The organism is Ruegeria sp. BI12 (assembly GCF_056537985.1).
Map to the genome: position 1 here is coordinate 1930730 of NZ_JBQFSL010000001.1, position 20530 is coordinate 1951259.

General features: G+C 52.5%; 19 protein-coding genes. 8 read left to right on the top strand and 11 right to left on the bottom strand.

The features are described from left to right. Positions 1-13: 13 nt before the first annotated feature. Positions 14-1393, top strand: coding sequence for an aminotransferase (locus tag ACR0AK_RS09820; RefSeq protein WP_480793174.1), 1380 nt, complete (start codon positions 14-16; stop codon positions 1391-1393). Between the two features lie 33 nt (positions 1394-1426). On the opposite strand, the gene ACR0AK_RS09825 is transcribed toward ACR0AK_RS09820, so the two are convergent. Continuing rightward, positions 1427-2206, bottom strand: a complete 780-nt coding sequence (locus tag ACR0AK_RS09825) for a class I SAM-dependent methyltransferase (protein WP_480793175.1) — start codon at positions 2204-2206, stop codon at positions 1427-1429. 187 nt (positions 2207-2393) lie between these two features. Here ACR0AK_RS09825 and ACR0AK_RS09830 point away from each other — a divergent pair, with 187 nt between their 5' ends. Beyond that, on the top strand, positions 2394-4853 hold the full coding sequence (locus ACR0AK_RS09830) for a GcvT family protein (protein ID WP_480793176.1): 2460 nt from the start codon (positions 2394-2396) through the stop codon (positions 4851-4853). Positions 4854-4877: 24 nt separating this feature from the next. On the opposite strand, the gene ACR0AK_RS09835 is transcribed toward ACR0AK_RS09830, so the two are convergent. The 5 genes from ACR0AK_RS09835 to ACR0AK_RS09855 form a co-directional block, all read right to left on the bottom strand. Further along, the gene (locus ACR0AK_RS09835; RefSeq protein ID WP_170558214.1) at positions 4878-5510 is read right to left on the bottom strand and encodes a TetR/AcrR family transcriptional regulator; all 633 of its coding nucleotides are present in this window, start codon (positions 5508-5510) and stop codon (positions 4878-4880) included. Between the two features lies 1 nt (position 5511). Next, positions 5512-6354 (bottom strand): ABC transporter permease subunit, encoded by an 843-nt coding sequence (locus ACR0AK_RS09840; RefSeq protein WP_058280802.1) that lies wholly within the window; start codon positions 6352-6354, stop codon positions 5512-5514. Beyond that, complete coding sequence (locus tag ACR0AK_RS09845) at positions 6355-7248, bottom strand: ABC transporter permease subunit (RefSeq protein WP_480793656.1); 894 nt, start codon at positions 7246-7248, stop codon at positions 6355-6357. A 65-nt stretch (positions 7249-7313) separates the two neighbouring features. Next, entirely contained in the window at positions 7314-8456 is a 1143-nt protein-coding gene (locus ACR0AK_RS09850; RefSeq protein WP_480793177.1) for an ABC transporter ATP-binding protein, read from the bottom strand. Positions 8457-8543: 87 nt separating this feature from the next. Beyond that, entirely contained in the window at positions 8544-9653 is a 1110-nt protein-coding gene (locus ACR0AK_RS09855; RefSeq protein WP_480793178.1) for an extracellular solute-binding protein, read from the bottom strand. Positions 9654-10061: 408 nt separating this feature from the next. Here ACR0AK_RS09855 and ACR0AK_RS09860 point away from each other — a divergent pair, with 408 nt between their 5' ends. From ACR0AK_RS09860 to ACR0AK_RS09870, 3 genes are all read left to right on the top strand, one after another. Beyond that, complete coding sequence (locus ACR0AK_RS09860) at positions 10062-11333, top strand: aromatic ring-hydroxylating oxygenase subunit alpha (protein ID WP_480793179.1); 1272 nt, start codon at positions 10062-10064, stop codon at positions 11331-11333. Next, positions 11330-11593, top strand: coding sequence for a hypothetical protein (locus tag ACR0AK_RS09865; RefSeq protein ID WP_058273081.1), 264 nt, complete (start codon positions 11330-11332; stop codon positions 11591-11593). The genes ACR0AK_RS09860 and ACR0AK_RS09865 overlap by 4 nt, the downstream gene beginning before the upstream one ends. 130 nt (positions 11594-11723) lie before the next feature. Further along, complete coding sequence (locus ACR0AK_RS09870) at positions 11724-12989, top strand: flavin monoamine oxidase family protein (RefSeq protein WP_480793180.1); 1266 nt, start codon at positions 11724-11726, stop codon at positions 12987-12989. Positions 12990-13139: 150 nt separating this feature from the next. Here ACR0AK_RS09870 and ACR0AK_RS09875 read toward each other — a convergent pair whose 3' ends face one another. The 5 genes from ACR0AK_RS09875 to ACR0AK_RS09895 form a co-directional block, all read right to left on the bottom strand. Further along, a complete protein-coding gene (locus ACR0AK_RS09875; RefSeq protein WP_480793181.1) occupies positions 13140-13697 on the bottom strand; it encodes a GNAT family N-acetyltransferase in 558 nt (185 codons plus the stop codon). A 159-nt stretch (positions 13698-13856) separates the two neighbouring features. Beyond that, positions 13857-14768, bottom strand: coding sequence for a hypothetical protein (locus ACR0AK_RS09880; protein WP_480793182.1), 912 nt, complete (start codon positions 14766-14768; stop codon positions 13857-13859). A 163-nt stretch (positions 14769-14931) separates the two neighbouring features. After that, complete coding sequence (locus tag ACR0AK_RS09885) at positions 14932-15240, bottom strand: MocE family 2Fe-2S type ferredoxin (protein ID WP_480793183.1); 309 nt, start codon at positions 15238-15240, stop codon at positions 14932-14934. Beyond that, complete coding sequence (locus ACR0AK_RS09890) at positions 15240-16400, bottom strand: fatty acid desaturase family protein (protein ID WP_480793184.1); 1161 nt, start codon at positions 16398-16400, stop codon at positions 15240-15242. Before ACR0AK_RS09890 ends, ACR0AK_RS09885 begins: the two co-directional genes overlap by 1 nt. Before the next feature lie 78 nt (positions 16401-16478). After that, positions 16479-17507 carry a LacI family DNA-binding transcriptional regulator gene (locus ACR0AK_RS09895; protein WP_480793185.1) on the bottom strand — a complete coding sequence of 343 codons (1029 nt, stop codon included), beginning with the start codon at positions 17505-17507 and terminating at the stop codon, positions 16479-16481. A 173-nt stretch (positions 17508-17680) separates the two neighbouring features. On the opposite strand from ACR0AK_RS09895, the gene ACR0AK_RS09900 reads away from it, so the two are divergent. From ACR0AK_RS09900 to ACR0AK_RS09910, 3 genes are read left to right on the top strand one after another with little or no spacing between them, the layout of a single operon-like run. Beyond that, positions 17681-18412: an SDR family NAD(P)-dependent oxidoreductase gene (locus tag ACR0AK_RS09900; protein ID WP_480793186.1), complete on the top strand. Its 732-nt coding sequence runs from the start codon at positions 17681-17683 to the stop codon at positions 18410-18412. Positions 18413-18424: 12 nt separating this feature from the next. Next, on the top strand, positions 18425-19579 hold the full coding sequence (locus ACR0AK_RS09905) for a Gfo/Idh/MocA family protein (protein WP_480793187.1): 1155 nt from the start codon (positions 18425-18427) through the stop codon (positions 19577-19579). A gap of 10 nt (positions 19580-19589) precedes the next feature. Beyond that, entirely contained in the window at positions 19590-20504 is a 915-nt protein-coding gene (locus tag ACR0AK_RS09910) for a sugar phosphate isomerase/epimerase family protein (RefSeq protein WP_480793188.1), read from the top strand. Positions 20505-20530 lie beyond the last annotated feature (26 nt).

Here is a 20530-nt window from a genome sequence, read left to right on the forward strand (position 1 = left end):
AGGAGAAGCAGACGTGAATACTCTAGGGAATACACCAGCCGACGGCGATCTGGTCGCTTGGGATCGCGACCATCACCTGCATCCTTGGGCCGGAACCGAGGGCTTTGGATCCGACGAATACATGCGAGTAAATACAGCGGATGGTATCTACCTTTGGGATGCTGCCGGGAAGCGATACATTGATGGCCCCGGCGGTATGTGGTGCACACAGATCGGATACGGGCGTCAAGAGATGGCTGATACCATTTCTCAACAGGTTATGAAGATGCCATACGCGTCGCCGTGGTCGTTTACGACTGAACCAGCGGCTATTTTGGCGCGCATGATCGCAGAACGCACACCGGGCGATCTGAACACCGTGCACTTCACTACCGGTGGGTCTACAGCCGTTGACACCGCGCTGCGGACCGCGCTTTTCATGAACAAACGGCTTGGCCGGCCGGAGAAGAGGATCGTGATCGGCCGGGAAAAAGGCTACCACGGATCCACTTTTCTCGCCGCGACTGTCACTGGGAAAGAGCGCTTCGAAACAAGCTTTGAAAAAGCTCAGGATCTGGTGCGTTTCCTTCCCGACGTGAATCCCTACCACCGGCCGGAAGGCATGAGTGTTGATGCCTGGTGCGACGCTAAAGTCGCCGACCTTGAAAACCTGATTGCTGACGTAGGCGCCGACCGTATTGCCGCCTTTATCGCCGAACCGATCCTGTGTTCCGGTGGCGTGATCGTTCCACCTCTGGGCTATCATAAGCGTACGCTCGAAATCTGCCGGGCAAACGACATTCTGTACATTTCGGATGAAGTCGTAACCGGCTTTGGCAGGTTGGGCCATTGGTTCGCCTCAGAAGAGGTCTTTGGCATCGTCCCTGATATTATTACCTGCGCTAAAGGTTTAACCTCGGGCTATCTGCCGCTGGGCGCCTGCATAATCTCGGACGCTGTAATGAAACGCATTTCAGACGCACCGGGCGACGATGTTTTCTACAACGGCTATACATACTCCGGACACCCTGTGAGTTGCGCGGCTGCAATCAAAAATATCGAAATCATGGAGCGCGAGGACATTCTAGGACACGTTCAACGCGTCACACCGCATTTCCAGGACCGCCTACATCAAATTAAAGAAAAGTTTCCGATAGTTGGGGATGTGCGCGGTGACGGGCTCCTTGGGTGCATAGAATGTCGCCCTGGACTGAACGTCGAGAGTTACGAAGCGCATGTGAAGTTTGGGCAGAAACTGGACGATGCGTGCGAGGAGATGGGATTGCTCTTGCGTCCGTTTGGAAACATGGCCGTATTCTCACCCCCCCTTATCATTACTCCGTCGCAGATAGACGAAATGTTCGACATCATGGAGGCTGGTATGGCGCAGGTCAGCAAGGACTACGACGCATAACAGTCAACGCGCTAAGACAAGGAGCCAGTTAGATCAGGCTGGTTTCCGACCACGGATGCGATGTGGGCAATGCTCTCCGGTTTTTAGCACGGGCTGCATAGCGTCCCAAATCTCGATCTGGTGCTCGATAAACTCCGCACCGTGCCGGGCTTCCCAGTCGGCGCGGTTTGGTCCGGTCAATTCCTCAAGTTCCGCAGCGGATACCTGAGCATACCAAGGGTTGCGATTGACCAACTCTACGTCTTCAAAACCCGCCAACTCCATGGCAGCGCGGTACTTAGAGGGCGACGCCATCTGAAACTCCAAGGCTTCCATCTTTACGTAGTGCGCCATCTCGGGTGACATTTCCCCGTCGTGATTGGTCAACCAGTCAGAAGCCGCGAAATGACCACCCGGTTTAAGCACTCGATACGCTTCCGCGGCCATCGCTACTTTGTCGGGGATATGAATGATCGAGTCTTTGGAAAACACAACGTCAAAAGTACCATCTTCAAATGGCATTGGGCCTGGGGTGACCTCTATGATTTCGATCTTTCCTTCCAGACCTGCCCGCCTAACTCGGTCTCTCGCAGCTGCGCATACTGGGGCCTCTACATCAATGCCGGTCACATTGGCAGCGCCGAGTTCCTGTGCCATCAACACCGCGATAGCCCCTGAACCACAGCCTATGTCTAGGATATGCTTATCCTTCAGATCGATCCCCTCAACAACTCGAGCAACTTCTTCAGGGCCTCCAGGTGAAAGAAACCCCTCCCCCCAAAGCTCCTCCAGAAAGTTGATCACCTGTCGATCATATAGGATTTCGTCTGACATAGGATTTCCCCGCAGCTGATTGTCAGTCAATCACTGCAGTGAAGCCTTTTCTCCCTGTTCAGACAAGCTTTATCGCGAAATCGAAGGTCGGCGATATGATTTTAATTGAATGATCATTCAGTCAATATACATTAATCGTATTGAGTGATATTCGGAGAAATGAACGCTAAGAAAGGATTTTCTTGCCATGGACGACACCCTTCCTACGCATGTCCAAACCGTGATCATTGGCGGGGGATCTATCGGCGCGAATACGGCCTACCACCTGACTAAGCTCGGCCATAGCGATGTTGTGGTTTTGGAACAGGGTCAACTGACATCAGGGACCACTTGGCACGCAGCAGGCCTGATTGTAGCCGGCCTTCTCAACTCGGAAGCTGAGTGCGCCATCTACACGCATGGGCGGGACCTTTATGCCAACCTAGAGGAGGAAACCGGTATATCCACAGGTTTCCGCGACGTTGGATATCTGCAAATTGCAACCAACGAGGAACGCCTGCATGAGATGCGCCGTGTCGCAGCCTTCATGCGGCGTTTTGGGATAAACAATCATGAAGTCTCGGTAAAAGAAGCACAGGATATGTTCCCTATTGGGGACCTTTCAGACGTCGTTGGAGCATTCCTAATTCCGGAGGACGGTCGGGCTAACCCAGTGGACGTGACAATGTCTCTGGCCAAGGGAGCCAAAAACAGAGGCGCACGTTTCTACGAAGGCGTGCGGGTTGAAGAGATTTTGGCCAGTAACGGGACCGCGACAGGGGTCCGCACCGCAAGTGGTCACACCATAACAGCGGAAAACGTTGTGATCTGTGGTGGCATGTGGTCTCGCCAGCTGGGTGCCAAACACGGTGTAAATCTACCCCTCCAGGCGGCTGAACACTACTACCTGATAACGGAAAGCATCCCGGGCCTACCCCGCGATCTGCCCGTTCTCGAAGACCCTTCCACGTACACATATTACCGTGAAGAAGTCGGCGGGATGATGTTGGGACTTTTTGAGCCCGGCGCTGCGGCTTGGAAGCTTGATGGTATCCCTGATGAATGGCAATTCGGAGAGATCGAGCCGGACTGGGAACGTGTTGGGCCCGACCTGGAGAAGGCCTATTCGCGCGTGCCAGACACCATGAACTACGGCGTTAAAAAACTATTCTGCGGACCAGAAAGCTTTACACCTGATCTTGCGCCGCTTGTTGGCCCAACGCCTGAACTGCGCAATCTTTGGGTTGCATGTGGGATGAACTCACTTGGCATCCTGAACGGTGCAGGCACAGGAATGGTGCTGGCCCATTGGATGGTGGACGGTTTGCCGCCAATCGATGTCACCGGTATCAACGTCAATCGTTTCTCCCGTGAAATGGCAACACCGGCCTTTCGACGCGACAGGACACCTGAGTTGCTCGGAAAGCTATTTGGCCAGCACTACCATAACGAAAACTACAAAACGGCAAGGAACGTTAAACGTTCAGTGCTGTATGACCGCCTCAAGCAGGTCGGAGCCTTTTTCGGCGAAGGAAATGGATGGGAACAACCTGATTGGTTTGCCCCGACGCCCGAACAAGCCAAGGTCGAGAAATACAGTTGGTACCGCCAAAATTGGTTTGATTGGCACGCTGAAGAACATAAGGCAGCACGAGAGGATGTCATCGTAATGGACATGACATCAATGGCGTGTTTCAGCGTAGAAGGCCCGGACGCATGCGCACTCCTCTCTCGCCTGTCTTGCAATGACGTTGATGTTGAACCCGGTCGTGTCGTCTACACAGCCTGGGTAAATGAACGAGGTGGGTTTGAGGCTGACCTTACAGTTACCCGGCTATCCGATCAGAAATACTGGGTCATCGTGGGAGAAAACTCGGCGGGTCATACCGAGATGCGCATGCGACGGCACATCCTGGACAACGAGAACGTTGTTATTACAGACATCACCGCAGGGCGCTGCCAGATCAACGTTCATGGTCCAAAGTCACGCGAACTTTTGAGCAGAATATCTGGTGCTGATTTGTCCGATGAAGGTTTTCCCTTCATGACGGCGCGTGAAATCGACATCGGGTACGCCGTAGTTATGGCCTATCGTGTGACCTTTATCGGCGAGCTCGGCTGGGAACTTCACGTGCCTGCCACTCAGGCAGTACAGACCTACGATCTGATTATGGAAGCAGGTCGTGATTTGGGCGTTCGCAATGCCGGAATGCAGACCCTTAACTCCCTGAGGCTCGAGAAAGCCTATCGTGATTTCGGAATTGATGTGGACAACACAGACAACCCGATTGAAGCCGGTCTTGAGTTTGCCGTTAAATTGGACAAACCCGGTGGCTTCATCGGCAGGGAAGCACTAGCTGCGATCAAAGCAAAAGGCACGCTCAAGAACCGAATGTTGCAGTTCCTTCTCAAAAACCCAGAGCCTCTCATGTACGGCAACGAGATGATTTATCTAAACGGTAAGGAAGTCGGATATATCCAAGTTGGTGGATATGGGCATACTCTCGGCGCTGCGGTCGGTATTGGTTTTGCAGAAATTGGCGAACCGTTGACTGCCGACGTAGTCGCAACGGGGCAATGGCAGATCGAAATTGCCGACGAGAAATACGATGCGACCGCCTCGTTAAAGCCGCTTTATGACCCCGACATGCGCAAGATAAAGTGCTGATGCATTATTGTTCGGTGCTGTATTTCAAATCGGAAAATGTTTTGGGAAAAACCGAGCCAGCGAAAGCATGCAAACATCCCTGAATTCCCGACGATCAGCCACTTTGGGATACAACATCAAGCTGAGCCAGGCCCCATCAGACATCGCCTCAACAGCCCGTGCTGTTTTTTCCGGATCGAGATCGTCATAACCACCATCTTCGATCAATTCACCACACAGTTGCAAAATTCGGTCGTATCTTTCGTTGTCATATTTATTATGTATTTTCAAATAATTAGGGCGATACTTAGCTTGACCCCAGAAAGCAAACCAGACAGCCAAGCGCTTATGGGTGCAGATGCTTTTGTCAAAATCTGCTCGAATGATGGCAGCCAGCCTATGCGCGGCAGTGGGTTCCGCAGCGTCGTAAGACCTTAGCCAATTCTCATAGTGTTCTTGCGCAAGGAAACCCAGCGCAGCGTCATACAGTGCTTCCTTGCTGTCGAAGTGGTAGTTCACAACGCCATGGGACAGATTGGCAGTTTCGGTCACATGTTTAAGCGTCGTGTCAGAAAACCCGCGCTTCGAGATCGAGTCGATGGCAGCCATTATCAACTGCAAGCGACGAACTTCAGGAGGTTCGGTGCGTCGTTTTTTCTGAAGCTCATGCGTCTCCAATTTAACTCTCCTCTCGTTCGGCCATCTGCCTGTCCAGCAAATCCGCCCTTTGTTGCCGGAACATAACGATAGCTGCGATAGCGACACAAATGGCGATCACAAGGATCATGATGGTCGCCAGCGCATTAATATCCGGCCTGAGGCCTAGTCGAATGCGCGAAAAGATCAAAATTGGCAAGGTATTTGCACCTGGGCCAGTAACAAAACTTGCTATGACCAGGTCATCGAGAGACAGAGTAAACGCCAATAGCCAGCCGGAGATAAGGGCTGGCGTCAGCTGTGGGATCGTGATGGCAGTCAGAACTTTGAACGGTTTTGCTCCAAGATCGGCGGCAGCTTCTTCCAAAGTTTGCCCAACACCGGTCAAACGCGCCTGAATTGTCACCGCCACGTAAGCCATTGAAAAGGTAATATGCGCGATCGTAATCGTCGCAAAACCACGTTCTGCTGGCCATCCGATCAGTTGGTTCAGGGAGATAAAGAAAACCAACAAGGACAATCCGGTTATCACCTCGGGCATCACCAAAGGAGCGACCAACATACCACCAAACAACGTCCGCCCCTTGAACCGCCCAAAGCGCACCATAGCCAGTCCCGCTAAGGTGCCGAGCGCTGTCGCAAAAGTCGCGTTCACAACAGCAATCTGAAGACTGAGAGAAACAGCACTCCAAACTTCGGCAGATTGGAAGAGCTCTTTGTACCAACGCAGGGACCATCCTCCCCAAACAGGCACGAGTTTGGAGTAGTTGAATGAGTAAATGACCAACAGGATCATCGGGATGTAAAAGAATGCCAATCCCAAGGTCAGCATGATGGTTAAAAAGCGGGAGCGTTTGGCGTACATTTATTGCTCCTCCGATGCTTTGCCCTGGTAGTGCTGGAACACCATGATGGGCAGCACCAGAATGATAAGCAGAACAATCGCCACTGCCGCAGCGACCGGCCAATCACTGTTTCTAGAGAACTCGTTGTAGAGAACCCGACCAATCATCTGCACGTTCCCACCCCCCAACAGGTCGGGGATAACGTACTCTCCGGTCGCGGGGATAAAGACTAACAACGAACCAGCGACAATACCGGGCATCGTCAGCGGCAAAGTAATTTTGAAAAACGTGTTCGTTGGCCTGGACCCAAGATCGGCAGCCGCTTCGTTCAGACTGTTGTCCAACTTCTCCATATTCGCGTAGAGCGGCAGGATCATGAATGGCATATAAGTATAGACGATCCCGATATAGACGGCGAATTCCGTGTATAGCATGCGGATTGGCTCGTCGATTATACCCAGCGCTATCAGGAGATTGTTGATCGTGCCTTGATCCGCAAGCAACCCCATCCACGAATAGACCCGCAACAGGAACGACGTCCAAAACGGAAGAATTATTGCAAACAACAATAGCGGTTTTGCAACTGGCCCCGATCGTACAATTGCGTAGGCGATGGGGTAACCAAACAAGAGGCACAAGAACGTGGAGGTCACTGAAATCTTGAGAGAATTGACGTAAGTGTCAAAGTATAGGCTGTCTTCCCAGATGTAGACAAAATTGTCGAACACCAGACGGATCGTTATGATCCCGTCGCCCGTCCACTCAATCAAACTGGTGAATGGAGGGCTTGCAATCGCCAGTTCGGCCAAGCTTATTTTGGCGACAATAAAGAACGGCGCTAGGAAGAAAACGAGCAGCCAGAGGAACGGCACAACGGTAACGATCTGTCGCCAACTGTTTTGTATACGCCGCATGAATTGGCGTGATATCGGCAGTTGTTTAACCGGAAGCGGTTCAGGCATATCCTCCGTGAAATCTGTCATGAGTGGAGCAACATGGCGCTAGACGGATCCCAGCTGATTTTCACCTTGTCTTCCCAAGTTATTCTCTGTGTGGTGTGCGTCGGACGAGATTGGTTGGGCATAGTGACGTCGAAGATTTCGTCATTGGGAAGCCTTACCTTGTAGATCGATGTTTCCCCCAAATACCCAACGTCGTCGATGATTGCCGATGTCTGGTTAGGGCCTTCAGCAACCTCTTCCGATTTCTCCAGCCGAATTTTCTCCGGCCTCAGCGCAACCCAAATCTTGCTGCCAACCTTCACCGAATGACCGTGATCAACAAAAACTTCACAGAACTCGGTCTCAACCCGAACATGGTCCGCCCCGTCCTCGGTCACCCTGCCCTCAAAAATATTTGCTGACCCTATGAAGTCAGCGACAAAGCGGGATTCAGGGAACTCATAGATCTCTGTTGGCGTTCCAATCTGTTTGAACCGACCCGCGTCCATGACAGCCATTCTCGAGGACAAGGTCATTGCTTCTTCCTGATCGTGGGTCACAACGATAAACGTGACACCGACCTTGTCCTGAATGTTTGCGAGCTCAAACTGCGTTTGCTTACGCAGTTTTTTGTCAAGCGCAGCCAAAGGTTCATCCAAGAGCAGCAGTTTGGGGCGTTTGACTAAGGCCCGCGCTAACGCGACCCGCTGACGTTGCCCGCCAGACAGTTGCTTGGGTTTTCTCTTTTTGAAATCTTCCAGCTCAACGAGCTTGAGGATGTCGTGAACCCTGTCAGCTAAGTCGAGCTTGGGGACATGGTCCTGCTCCAACCCGAATGCCACATTTTTTTCGACGGTCATATGCGGGAACAACGCATAGCTTTGGAACATCATATTAGTAGGGCGTTCGTAGGCTGGCACATCGGCCATATCAACACCGTCGATCGTAATTGTGCCCGCATTCAAATCCTCAAACCCTGCAAGCATTCTAAGCAGTGTCGACTTTCCGCATCCCGATCCACCGAGAAGGCAGAATAACTCTCCTTTGTAGATGTCCAGATCGACATTATCGACGGCGGTCACTTCACCGTATTTCTTGGTTACACCTCTGATTTGAACTAGGGGTTGTTGCTCTTTTTGCTCGAGCCAAGGTGCTGCACTGACAGTTGTGGAAACGGTCAATTTGGGCCTCGCAGTCTGCCAGTGTGGATTGGAGGGTGCAGTAGCGATCCGATAGGAACCGCTACTGCACTTGCTGGGGTGAGTGGATCAATTACCGGCCTTGAAGTCAGTCCAGGTGCGCGTCTGCAAACGCTCGACCTTGGGAGGAAGAACGGCAGTCGTATACATCTTGGCAACCTGATCCGATGTCGGGAAAGCGGCCGGGCTGGACGTGACGGCTTCATCAACCATTGGTTTGGCCGTCAGGTTGGCAGTCGCATACCACGTGAAGTTACTATCATTGGCGCCAACTTCGGGCCGCATCATGTAGTTGAGGAAAAGATGTGCGTCTTCCTTGTTGGCAGCGTCCTGCGGGATCAGCCAGCCATCAATCCACAGCTGTGCTCTGCGATCACCTTCGGGCAAAAAGAAGTCTAGCACGACACCAGTATCGGCTTCGGCTGCACCGGACATCGCAAGAAGACCATCCGGGCCCCAAGTGGTTGAAACACAGAACTCTTTCTGAGGCATCCGCTGATAGGCATAGTTATCGAAGGTTTTGATGTACGGCCTAATTTCCGCCAGCATCTCCCCAACTTTCTCATAGTCTTCCTTGTTTGTGGAGTTCGCATCCAAACCCATATGCGCCAAAGCCATTGGAATGATGTCGCCCGGGGAATCCAAGAACGAAACGCCACACTTGGACAGCTCTTTCATGTGCACAGGGTCGAACACCATATCCATCGATCCGATGGGGGCGTCAGGATAAGTCTCTTTCACCAATTCTTCGTTGTATGTGACACCGTGCGTTCCCCACATATACGGAATGAAGTGCTGGTTGCCTGGATCCCACTCGCTGGCCAGCTGTTCCAAAATGGCCGGATCAATGTGCTTAATGTTATCGAGCTTCGACATATCAAGCGGAGCGACGATACCCGCCTTAATCAGCCGAGCCGTATCACTGCCGGCATGACTAACCACGTCATATCCACTGTTTCCTGCCAGCAGCTTAGCATCAATTGCTTCGGCAGAGTCATACGGATCATAAATGACCTTGATGCCGTATTCTTTTTCAAAGTTCGAAATTGTGTCTTCAGCGATGTATTCTCCCCAATTCGTAACCTTCAACACACGCTCTTGCGCGAATGCCGATCCCGAAATTGCAGTAGCCGTTACTGCTAAAACTGTAATCCCGGCAACTTTCCTGATTGAGCTCATGACTTCGCTTCCTCTCCCTGAGTGGTGGCTGCAGCAATTTCGCTTGCCTTGTCTGCTAGACACTATTTCGAATGATCGCGCCCTGCGTCGCGGGCGCGATCATTATGCACCCCATCCTCCTCCAGCCGTCATATTTTTATCTGACTGGTCATTCAGAACGGTAGTCTGACGAAATCTTCGCTGTCAAGCGCAGCCGGGAAGATTTTGATCAAATCCCCGCAAACAGTTATAATTGTACAAAACTTATGCAAATAGAAAGAAAATAACTATGTCAAAACGACTTTGAGATTTATCTCGAAACTATTTCTGAATGATCATTCAGTCAGAAAATGTTGACGCACAACCCAAACTGAGCGAAACCTACAGTTACTTGAAGGGTGGCTGATCAAGTTGAACATTCAAGACTGTTTGCTTGAACTCACCTACCCAGTTGAAACACTGACTGACCAAGTCAAAATTAAGCGGATTGCACAGATGCGCGACGAAGCCAGAAATACCGAAATTCCCGCCAATTGGGACCGGCGCGGGCTGCCCGGGTGGTGCTACCACAGTGCTGCTCTTCTTGAGCTCGAGAAGAGCGAACTCTTCAAAACTCACTGGCAAATCGCCTGCCATATTTCGGATATTCCGGAACCCGGAAGTTTCCTGTGTTTTGATATGTGCGGCGAACGCGCTCTGATCTTGAAAGCTAACAATTCGGACATCCGCGCGTTTCTAAACGTTTGTCGTCATCGCGGTTCTCGACTCGTGTCCAAAGAACAAGGAAAATGTGCGAACGCTCTGGTCTGCCCATTTCACGGCTGGGTTTACAATCTTGATGGAACACTGCGTGGCGCCGCCCGCCCCGAGTCCTTCCCTGATCTAGACAAGCACGAGTTTGGCCTGAAAGAAATCGAAATGGAAATCTGGCAGGGCTTTGTCTTTGTCCGATTCAAACCCGGCCCCCAGCCATCGATAGCGGAACTTCTTGCCCCGATTGAACAGGAAATCTCTGCCTACAAAATGGCCGAACATGTTCCGACGGACGGGATATGGACGGAGGAAACTCCGGTAAACTGGAAATCAATCAGAGATGTCGACAACGAAGGGTATCATGTCCCTCTCGCGCACCCTGCCCTTCAGGACTTATATGGCTCGACTTATGCAGACGAACCATATGTTGATGGCATCTCACGTTCCGATGGAAAATTCACTCCGACGAAGGGTCGTCGATGGGCCGTTCGCAACTACAAGAGATTCACAAAGCCGCAGCCTCACCTACCTGAGCATTTGCACAAAACTTGGCTCTACTACGGCATTTTTCCGAATGCAGTAATAGCGGTCACGCCTGAGACAACCCTGTTTTATCAGGAGTTTCCAGTCACGACAGAAAAGTCCATCCTTCGAAGCGCAACATACCGAAACCCAAACGAAGACCGCCAACAAAAAGCGGCTCGGTACCTTGCCGCTCGGATTGATCGAGAAACAGTGGAAGAAGATATTCAACTGACGATATGGTCAAACGAAGCCATGGCCTCAGAGGCTTTTGAGGGCTTCTATCTTTCTGATCTTGAGTACGGCGTGCGCTCCCACCACGACCATTTGAGGAAAATACTACCCATCTATAGCTCTGAAGTAACGCCCGGAGAGGATGAAGTTGTCTCGTTGAATGATGAATTGTTGGCTGAGACGAAATCGTGACGAAAGGTGTTTTCAAATCGTCAGAAGCAGAAACTCAAAGGCAGTTCCTGACAACGACTATCGGAACGCCTGGTTCTGGCGCCACAAGGTATGCTGCAGCGATGTATTTTTTTAAGATCGGCAAGCTTTCTGTCGAGATGCTGGAAATATACCGAAGATGCAGCAAGTTTGACACGGAAGATCCGCTCGATCTGGCTAGATACGAGGGCGTTTCAATTCCAAAATTTGTTTGCGATTTAAGCTCAAGCACCGACGCATGACTGCTTCCGTGCAAATGACAAAACTCTTGGACAATTCAGATCCCTGTAAGGTCTCACGAGGCCAAAGAAGAAGTGGAAGCTCACTCCGGAAATTGTCTCTCAAGTCACTTTATTTGTTGGAGCGAAATCATTGAGTGCTTATGATTTTGACGTCGTTGTCGTTGGTGCCGGAGCTGCGGGAATCGCGGCTACTCGCGCCCTCAAATCGGCAGGTCTAGCTGTTGTTTGCGTTGAGGCATCTAACCGCGTTGGAGGGCGTACACACACGGATACGGAAATCTTTGATGTTCCGTTCGACATGGGTGCGCACTGGATGCACACCGAACATGTAAACGCTCTGAAAGCCCCCGGTCTCGCACTTGGTCTTGATCTCTATGCGGCCCCGGACAACGCGATGACTTATGGCTTAGAGGATGATGCTGTTCTTTGGGACGAAGTCGATGAAATTCATGCCGCGATAGATGAGGCGGCGCGCATCGATGCAGAAATCGAGGCAAGCACCGGAATTCCAACAGATCGATCCCTAGCTGATATTTGGGAAAACAAAGGACCTTGGTCCTTTACAGCAGCGATGACATTTGCGTTGTCACTTGCCAGAGACTTGCCGGACACATCGTTGCGAGACATCAGTGCCTGGGAAGGCGGTGACGACTGGTTTTGCCGTGAAGGCTTTGGCCATCTCATTGCATGCACTGCACGGGGTCTGCCAATCAGACTGGACACACCAGTCACAGAAATAAAATCTTTCGCGGATGGCGTGCACATAACGACGGCGAAGGGCAACATTAAAGCTCGCACCGTAGTCGTAACAGCTTCCGTTGGGGTTCTAGCCGAAGACATTATTCGCTTTGATCCCCCACTTGAATCCGACCGGCGTGCAGCGCTCGAACTTATTACAATGGGAGATTACAATCACGCGGGGCTACTTTTCCAACCCAATGCCTTGCCTGTGCAATCCGATACTTGGCTGACATACCACTTAGAACCCGACGCGTTGGGCGTGGCCCGTGGTGGCGGATTTCTTTGCAACATCTCAAACACCGGCCTAACCAGCTTTGAAAGTTCTGGAAGCCTTTCCAAAGACTTGCAGAAAGCAGAACCTGAAAGTGCCATAGAACACGGGCTCGAGACTCTGGTTGGCTTCTTTGGCACGGCCATCAGAAAGGACTTCATCAAAGGGTACGCGACCGCCTGGCGGAATGAACCTTATGTGCGTGGCTCTTACGCTGGAGCCAGACCCGGAGGCCATAACCAACGCGCTGTCCTGCGCCAGCCTCATGCTGAGTGGGTGCACTTCGCCGGTGAAGCGACGCATCCCACCCAACAATGCTCGGTCAGTGGAGCCCATCTAGAAGGATTAAGGGCCGCGGAAGATGTGTTGGCTCAGTTACGCTGAACAACTAGCGATCAACTTGTCCCAGAACGTGGAATAATCTTAGAAAATCTAACAAACCTTTTGAGAAAAGTCGCAAAGCTATGCCTCACTTTTGCGCACTTAACCGGCAATTCAAGTCAAGCAATCCAGTTAAAGACAAACGCCAAGGGCTTAATAATTTTGGCGCTCAATCTTGAATCCAGGATAGTGGCCCGCGAAAGCGCGAATAAGGCCTAAATCCTGAAATCCACACTTCTTTAAAACGTTCTGAGAAGCGAAATTCTGATGATCAGTCGTCGCGTATAAAGTATCTATTGAGGACTCCAGAAATGCGAATTCAACGAGGCGAGCACAAGCTTCTGTCGCATATCCTGCACCCCACCTTGACCGCTTTAGGACGAAGCCGATCTCAATATCTCGATCTGGCCATTGATCACTCTGGAGCAATTCAAACTCTGTATCCTCAGCGTCGGTCGGGAGCGGGAGAAGTGCCGCGTGGCCAATTTTTTCGTTTGTGGTTTTCTCAATCAAACACCAAATGCCAATGCAACCGCTACCAGCGCGCATTGTCACGACGGGCATTAGTTCGCGGATTTCTTCGACAGTGGAGACCTCGCCCGTAATGAAACGAACGACCTTGGGGTCAGTCCAAAGTGCCACTTCAATATCAATATCGCTCTCAACGAGAGGGCGGAAATGAAGACGCTTGCTTTGGAACTCCAGTTTCATAGTCTGGACCATGCCTATTGTTGACCTTGCAAGAAAGGCTTCTGTGAAACTCAGAACCAAAAAAGGCGAACTTCGCCGAGCCAAGTTCTATTGCCGGTCTGGGTATAGTTTAGAAGTTCACCGAAGTTTGGGAAATAACCACCAAAGCGGCCAATCCGCTCAAAGACTCAGGGCATCCACATCGAACGGCACGAGATACTCTTCATTCTCAGTGCTTCGGATCAGAAGTTGGTTTTCCAGAGTTTCGACGGATTTTACCCTGGCTCCCCTACGCCAACGGAGCGCACCGATGACGTGGATGATCTCAACTTGGCGATGAGGGTCCAGGTGAATGGCACCACGCATTTTTGGAAAACTGTCTTCGTCAGTCCCCAGAATGGGCAAGGCGGCGCCCTCCTCGATCCCGAGGCAGGCGAAGTGCCGGCTCGACCAAGGAGCATAATATCGACCACCGTTCGAATGCCACAGCATTGTCATAGGCAATGCTTGAGCCGATTTAAGTGACAGGAAAACGTCGCCTTCCACGGGACGAATGACTGCGGTCCATCCTAATTGCTCGTCAGGTGAATCCAATCCAACGACAAAATCTTCACTCTGTGACGACCATGGGTAGATGGACAAGTTCACATCGCCCTCTTTACCAGGAAAAGATGTCAACATTTGGCTTTCGGCCGGATATCGAAGTGCTGAATAGCCCAATGCCGGATCAACTTCCTGCGCAGCCTTGGGTGTCCTCCAACATTGCTTTCGAGAGGTTTGAATGATCCCGCCATAGGGCAAAGATACATTGGCATGATTTGCAACCGGCACTAACCCCTCGCCACCAATGAACGTGTGGAGCTGGTAGACGAATGGATGCCCCGGATGCACAGTAATCTCTTTCTGAAGCTTTGCCCCAAAGACCGTTTTTTCGAGCTCAGCACGCAGATAACTGCCTGTCTTTTCTTTAAGCACCCAACATGAGTTAGGCGGCCACCCATGCAGAGGCGATGCTCCTTCGGTAGACCCGAATGGAGCGCAGAAAAAATCACCGCCCAACTTTTCCAGATGAGGTGCTATGCCTTTGGGCATAACTTCGTTTGTCCCGACCCAGGGTGCGCGATGCAGTGGCGAAATCTCTGCGCCACCGTCATTCACACTGAAGCTCTCAATCAACCCCAATTGCAAATCGAAGGAAAGCCGAATACCCGTTGCGGACAGGTCGATCACTAACCCCTCCCAACCCGATAAAGCATTAAACCAACACCATTACACGACCATTCTCTACTTTGGTTTCGTAGGTGCCGAGGTCTTCACACACCGGCGCTCTGAGAGCTTTTCCTGAGCGATAGTCGAATAGTCCGTTATGCTTGGGACACTCTATCTCATAGTCCATCACAAGACCGCCCGACAAATGTACTTGCTCGTGCGTACAGAGACCATCGGTGCAATAGAACTCATTGTTCAAACTACGATAAATTGCGTATGTCCGATCCTCGTGATCCCAGCGGATAACGTCTTCTTCGTCAACATCGTCTACGGCGCATGCGTCAACCCAAGGCATTATGTTTCTCCCCGATCACTGATTTCTAATCCGGTATTTCGCTCGGGAACTGCCATATGCAGATGCTCCCGATAAGGACGGGCCGTCGGCGGGAGCGTCTTTCGAATGGCATGGTTCGGGTCAACGCGCTGCTTCATGACGGAACCCATCATTTCCCTATAGCCGTCCCAAATCGAAGTGTTCGGCGGCGGCAGGTCATCCTTGATCAGTTCATGAAGCTCTGGGAGCGCATAATACGGAACCATCGGGAACATATGATGCTCAATGTGGTAGTTCATATTCCAGTAAACCCAACGGCTGATCGGGTTCATATACAGCGTTCGGGAATTCAACCGGTGATCAAGAACGTTCTCTGCCAATCCTCCATGCTGAAGCAGCCCCGTCATTACAAAGTGCCAGCACCCATAGACCCGAGGACCCCCAATCAAGAGAATTGGGATCAGAGATTTCCATCCGGCCCCAGAGACAAACAATACAAATGAAATCACCAAAACAGCGGTGTAGATTGCAATGTGAACCCGCCCCCAAAAGACTGCTTTGGGCCACTGGCTTTCCGGAATGTAATCCCGCTCTTCTTGCGACAAGTTCCCCATGGCATTTCGCATCAGAACTTTGAGCGAAGTCCACGTCTCGACAATCCCTACAAATGAAAGCGCCTTTAGGAACAGACTGATCGGGTGCATCCACGCTATTTCCGGATCGCGGCCAACAATGAGCGTATCGGTGTGATGTCGTGCGTGGCTCCAGCGCCAATTGACCGGGTTCCGCATGATCTGGAAAGACGCGATGTGATACACCACGTCGTTCATCCAACGGGTTCGAAAGGCCGTTCCGTGTCCGCATTCGTGCCAACGGCTGTCGCATGCCGAACCATACACGACACCGTATGCAAACCAGAAAGGCACGCAAAGCCAGCTGCCCCAAAAATACAGGCCACCAGCCGCAAAAACTAAGTGCAAGGCGATCCAAATCACTGTGTCACGTATGGCCGGTGCATCCCGGCGCTTCATAAGCGATTTCAGCTTCTTTCGAGGAACCTCGCTGTGGTACCACTCTGCCGCCGACAGACCGGCTTCTATCGCATGCCGCGTGCTGTCACCGGTCAGAGAATAGTCCCGAACGGCAAACTCGGAGCCGATGGGTGCGGTCAACTTACTCATTTCCCCTTTCTCCATCGCTCACAGTGTTTCCCGCGCCTTCTCATTGACTATAGCAAAGGCGCCTGAACTTTGGCTTCTCTAATTGGGCGGCGCAGAACTTGCTCGTGTTACAAGCTCAACAGGAAGCGCTGATTTCGTTGGAAGAGCTTTGCCCGTGTTCGCCAACTTGCCCAGCAAAACCTCTGCCGCACGGCGCCCCAGTTGATGCCGGTCTTGTCGGATCGTTGTCAGCGCGGGAACGTACGATCCCGACATTTCGATATCGTCGAAACCCACAACCGAAATGTCGCCGGGCACCTTCATTCCACCTGCCACCAGCCCGGAAATCAACCCAAAGGCAACCATATCCGCAGCGCAAAACACCGCTGTTGGGCGCTCATCCATCGCGAGTATTCGTGTGGCGGCCTCATGTCCGGACTCCAGCGAGAAGTCACCCCTGATGATCCATTCAGGCCGCGCCGGAAGACCCAAGCGCGTCCGTTCTTCAACAACACCCTCACGCCGAGCGGTCGTCAGAACATTTCCGTCAGGCCCAGTGACATGCGCGATTTTCTTGTGGCCTAAATCATGCAGGTGCCTGATCGCCAATCGGGCACCTTCAGCGTTGTCGCTGGAGATTACCGGAAAGGCCTCTCCTTCCACCCATTCACATAAAAATACGATGCGGTCGCCTGCTCCGTATGTGACGCACTGCTGAAGTGCGGCCGAAGATATACCACCATCCAATGAGATGGCGCCATCAATTCGACCGTCGCGAAAATACCCAGCGAGGGTTTCCTCCTTCAACGGGTTACTTTCGGTATCGGTGATCAGAACTGCGTAATCCGACCCGGCGAACCCCTCGCTGATACCAGCGAGAATGCCCGAATAAAATGGTTTCCCGAGGTTGGGAACAAGGATCAGCACTGCCCCTGCCCGTTGCATCCGTAGGTTTCGGGCGGCCTGATTGACGCGGTAACCCGTTTCCTGAATAGCTTCAAGGACGGCGACCCGCGTTGATTTTGACACCAGGTTGGGATTGGACAAAACACGGCTGACAGTGGCTGTCGACACCCGCGCGGCGCGTGCGACGTCCTGTATCGTGGCGGGTTTAGGTTTCTTGCTCATGGCCTGTCAGACGATTTCCAGCTTGACTCGAATCTGTTCTGATGCCGATTATGTAATCGATTACACAAATATGAAAGCTGCTTTTTCGCAAAATGTAATCGATTGCAGACGCAATTTCGCCAAATGGGGGACCTAATGGTATCCAAACTCAAACGCAAAAAAAGCCGGGCTCTTTGTTGACTTCGAAGGCCTCATTCGACTTTGCCGGGGCGAAGGTCCTGGTGATAGGCGCCAGCCGGGCGGGCATTGGCGCTGCTATCGCCAGAGCATTTCAGGACTCAGGTGCCGCAGTGGAAATTACCGGCGTGGAACCGGAATGCGCCGAAGTGGACGCGGCCCGCTTTACCTACAATCAACTGGATGTAACCGACACCGACGAAGTCTACGAATTCGCGGACATGCGCGACCATATTGACGTTCTGGTCAATTGCGCAGCGATCACTCGGCGCGGCGAGGAAATGGCGCCCGAGTTCTTCTCCCACGTGTTGAACGTAAACCTGACCGGATCGTTTCGATGCGCCGAAGCGTTGCACCCTGCCCTTTCAGCCGCGAAAGGGCGCGTCATTAATGTGGCCTCAATGTATGCGCGCTTTGGTTCGCCGCAAAACCCGGCCTACGGCGCGTCAAAAGCCGGTGTGGAACAACTGACAAAATCCCTGGCTATTGCGTGGGCCAAAGACGGCATTCGCGTGAATGCCATCGCACCGGGATTCATCGTGACCGAGCAATCGGCACGCGCCCGGGAAGATGCCAGTTTCACATCCGCTGTCGAAGCACGCACACCCTTGGCGCGCTGGGGTCACCCGGAAGATATCGCCGGAACAGCCATGTTTCTCGCATCCGACGCTGCGGCTTTTGTGACCGGCACATGCCTGATCGTGGACGGAGGGTTTTCGGTTGTTTGACAGGAGCACATCATGAGTGACTTCGCGAAAATCCGCGCTGCAGTGATCGGGACCGGCTTCATAGGAACGGTCCATGTTCAGGCTCTTCGGCGCCTTGGCCTTGACGTAAGAGGTGTTCTCGGCTCATCGCCAAAGCGCGGACAGGAACGGGCGCAAGCAATGAGCGTGGCACGCGCCTATGACTCTCTGGAAGATCTTTTGGCGGATGAAAGCATCGATGTAGTGCACGTAACGACCCCTAACCACGCGCACTATCCGCAAGTGAAGTCGATCCTGGGCGCTGGCAAACACGTCATCTGCGAGAAACCACTTGCCATGACGTCCGCCGAAAGCGCCGAGATGGTCGACCTTGCCAATGCGTCAGGAAAGGTTGCGGCTGTTTGCTACAACATTCGTTTTTATCCACTGAACCAGCAGGCTCACGGTATGGTTCAGTCGGGGGACTTAGGTGATATCCGTTTCGTTACAGGACATTACCATCAGGACTGGCTTGCCAAACCCAGTGACTGGAACTGGCGGCTGGAAAGCGAAATGGGGGGTGCGCTGCGATCGGTCGGTGACATTGGAACTCATTGGGTTGACCTGACCAGCTTCGTCACCGGGTTGAAAGCAACCTCCGTCTTTGCAGAGCTGGCAACATTCATCCCGGAACGCCAAAAACCCCTCGGCCCGGTTGAAACGTTTTCCAGCGGAACCGGCGAAACCGAGAGTGTGCCCATCGTTACCGACGATGCTGCCATGATCCTTATTCGGTATGAGAACGGAGCACGCGGTGTGATGAGCACGTCTCAGATGAACATGGGCCGAAAGAACTCGCTGCAATGGGATATCGCCGGGGCAAAAGCCAGCGCTGCGTGGGACAGCGAAACCCCCGACCATCTGTTCATTGGGCACCGCGACGGGCCGAACCAAACGCTGATGCGCGACTTTACTTTGATGAACGGCCCTGGGGTCGCAGCCGCCACATTGCCGCCAGGGCATGTGGAAGGGTTCGCGGATTCCTTCTTCAACTTTTTTCGGGCGGTTTATGCCGACGTCCTCGCAGGCGGACGCCAGCCGACCAGCACCTGGGCCACGTTTGAAGATGGTCATTACGAGATGCGTTTCTGCGATGCCGTCGTGAAATCGGCAAGCGAGAGTCGCTGGGTAGATTTGAGCGAGATTTGAGGGTGATGAAATGAAACTGGGCTTGCTGACTGCACCATTCGAAGACTCTCAGTTGACAGAGGTGGCGGCCTGGGCCGGTGCCAATGGGTTTTCGGCCATGGAGGTTGCCTGCTGGCCGTCATCCGGTGGCGAGCAACGACGTTATGCTGGGACCAGCCACATCAATGTGGACAGCCTTTCCGCCGATCAGGGCAATGAAATTGTTGGGCAGCTCGCCGATCAGGGGATCGAGATATCGGGTCTCGGATACTATCCCAATCCGCTTCACGCCGATGCAGAGCATCGGGCCGAAGTTATTGGGCATCTGAAAAAGGTGATCACCGCTGCCGGGGTGATGGGCATCAAGGTCGTCAACACCTTCGTTGGCGGAGACCGCACTCTACACCTCGATGCGAACTGGGAGCGCGCCACCGAGATTTTCGACCCAATCGTCAAGCATGCTCAAAATTCAGGAGTACGTCTGTGCTTTGAGAACTGCCCGATGATCTTCAGCTATGACGAATGGCCCGGGGGTCACAACATCGCTTACTCACCAAGAATCTGGCGACGGATTTTCGAGAAATGGGGTGACGCCGTCGGCATGAATTTCGACCCCTCACATTTGATTTGGCAATTCATCGATCAAACACGTTTCATCAAGGAATTTGGCCCTCACATGGCTCATGTCCATGCCAAGGACGTGATGGTCGATCAGGATGGACTTTATGAAAACGGGGTGATGTCGACTGGAATGGGGTGGCAGATCCCGCGGCTCTGCGGGCTGGGTGATGTGGACTGGTCCGATTTCTTTTCCGGCCTGTACCGCGTCGGATACGACGGTTCGATCATCATCGAGCATGAAGACAGGTTGTTCGAAGGAACAGACGAGAAGGTGAAGCGGGGCTTCCTACTGGCCCGGGATGTCCTGTCACCGTTCATCAAATGAAGAAATTATCAAATTTGAAATGACTA

Excerpts from the sequence above, each read along its gene's own strand:
- ACR0AK_RS09875 (WP_480793181.1), bottom strand. The coding sequence starts at position 13,697 with ATGAAACTGGAGTTCCAAAGCAAGCGTCTTCATTTCCGCCCTCTCGTT.
- ACR0AK_RS09825 (WP_480793175.1), bottom strand. The coding sequence starts at position 2,206 with ATGTCAGACGAAATCCTATATGATCGACAGGTGATCAACTTTCTGGAG.
- ACR0AK_RS09855 (WP_480793178.1), bottom strand. The coding sequence starts at position 9,653 with ATGAGCTCAATCAGGAAAGTTGCCGGGATTACAGTTTTAGCAGTAACG.
- ACR0AK_RS09885 (WP_480793183.1), bottom strand. The coding sequence starts at position 15,240 with ATGCCTTGGGTTGACGCATGCGCCGTAGACGATGTTGACGAAGAAGAC.
- ACR0AK_RS09910 (WP_480793188.1), top strand. The coding sequence starts at position 19,590 with ATGAAACTGGGCTTGCTGACTGCACCATTCGAAGACTCTCAGTTGACA.
- ACR0AK_RS09905 (WP_480793187.1), top strand. The coding sequence starts at position 18,425 with ATGAGTGACTTCGCGAAAATCCGCGCTGCAGTGATCGGGACCGGCTTC.
- ACR0AK_RS09840 (WP_058280802.1), bottom strand. The coding sequence starts at position 6,354 with ATGTACGCCAAACGCTCCCGCTTTTTAACCATCATGCTGACCTTGGGA.
- ACR0AK_RS09880 (WP_480793182.1), bottom strand. The coding sequence starts at position 14,768 with ATGCCCAAAGGCATAGCACCTCATCTGGAAAAGTTGGGCGGTGATTTT.
- ACR0AK_RS09895 (WP_480793185.1), bottom strand. The coding sequence starts at position 17,507 with ATGAGCAAGAAACCTAAACCCGCCACGATACAGGACGTCGCACGCGCC.
- ACR0AK_RS09845 (WP_480793656.1), bottom strand. The coding sequence starts at position 7,248 with ATGCGGCGTATACAAAACAGTTGGCGACAGATCGTTACCGTTGTGCCG.
- ACR0AK_RS09890 (WP_480793184.1), bottom strand. The coding sequence starts at position 16,400 with ATGAGTAAGTTGACCGCACCCATCGGCTCCGAGTTTGCCGTTCGGGAC.
- ACR0AK_RS09830 (WP_480793176.1), top strand. The coding sequence starts at position 2,394 with ATGGACGACACCCTTCCTACGCATGTCCAAACCGTGATCATTGGCGGG.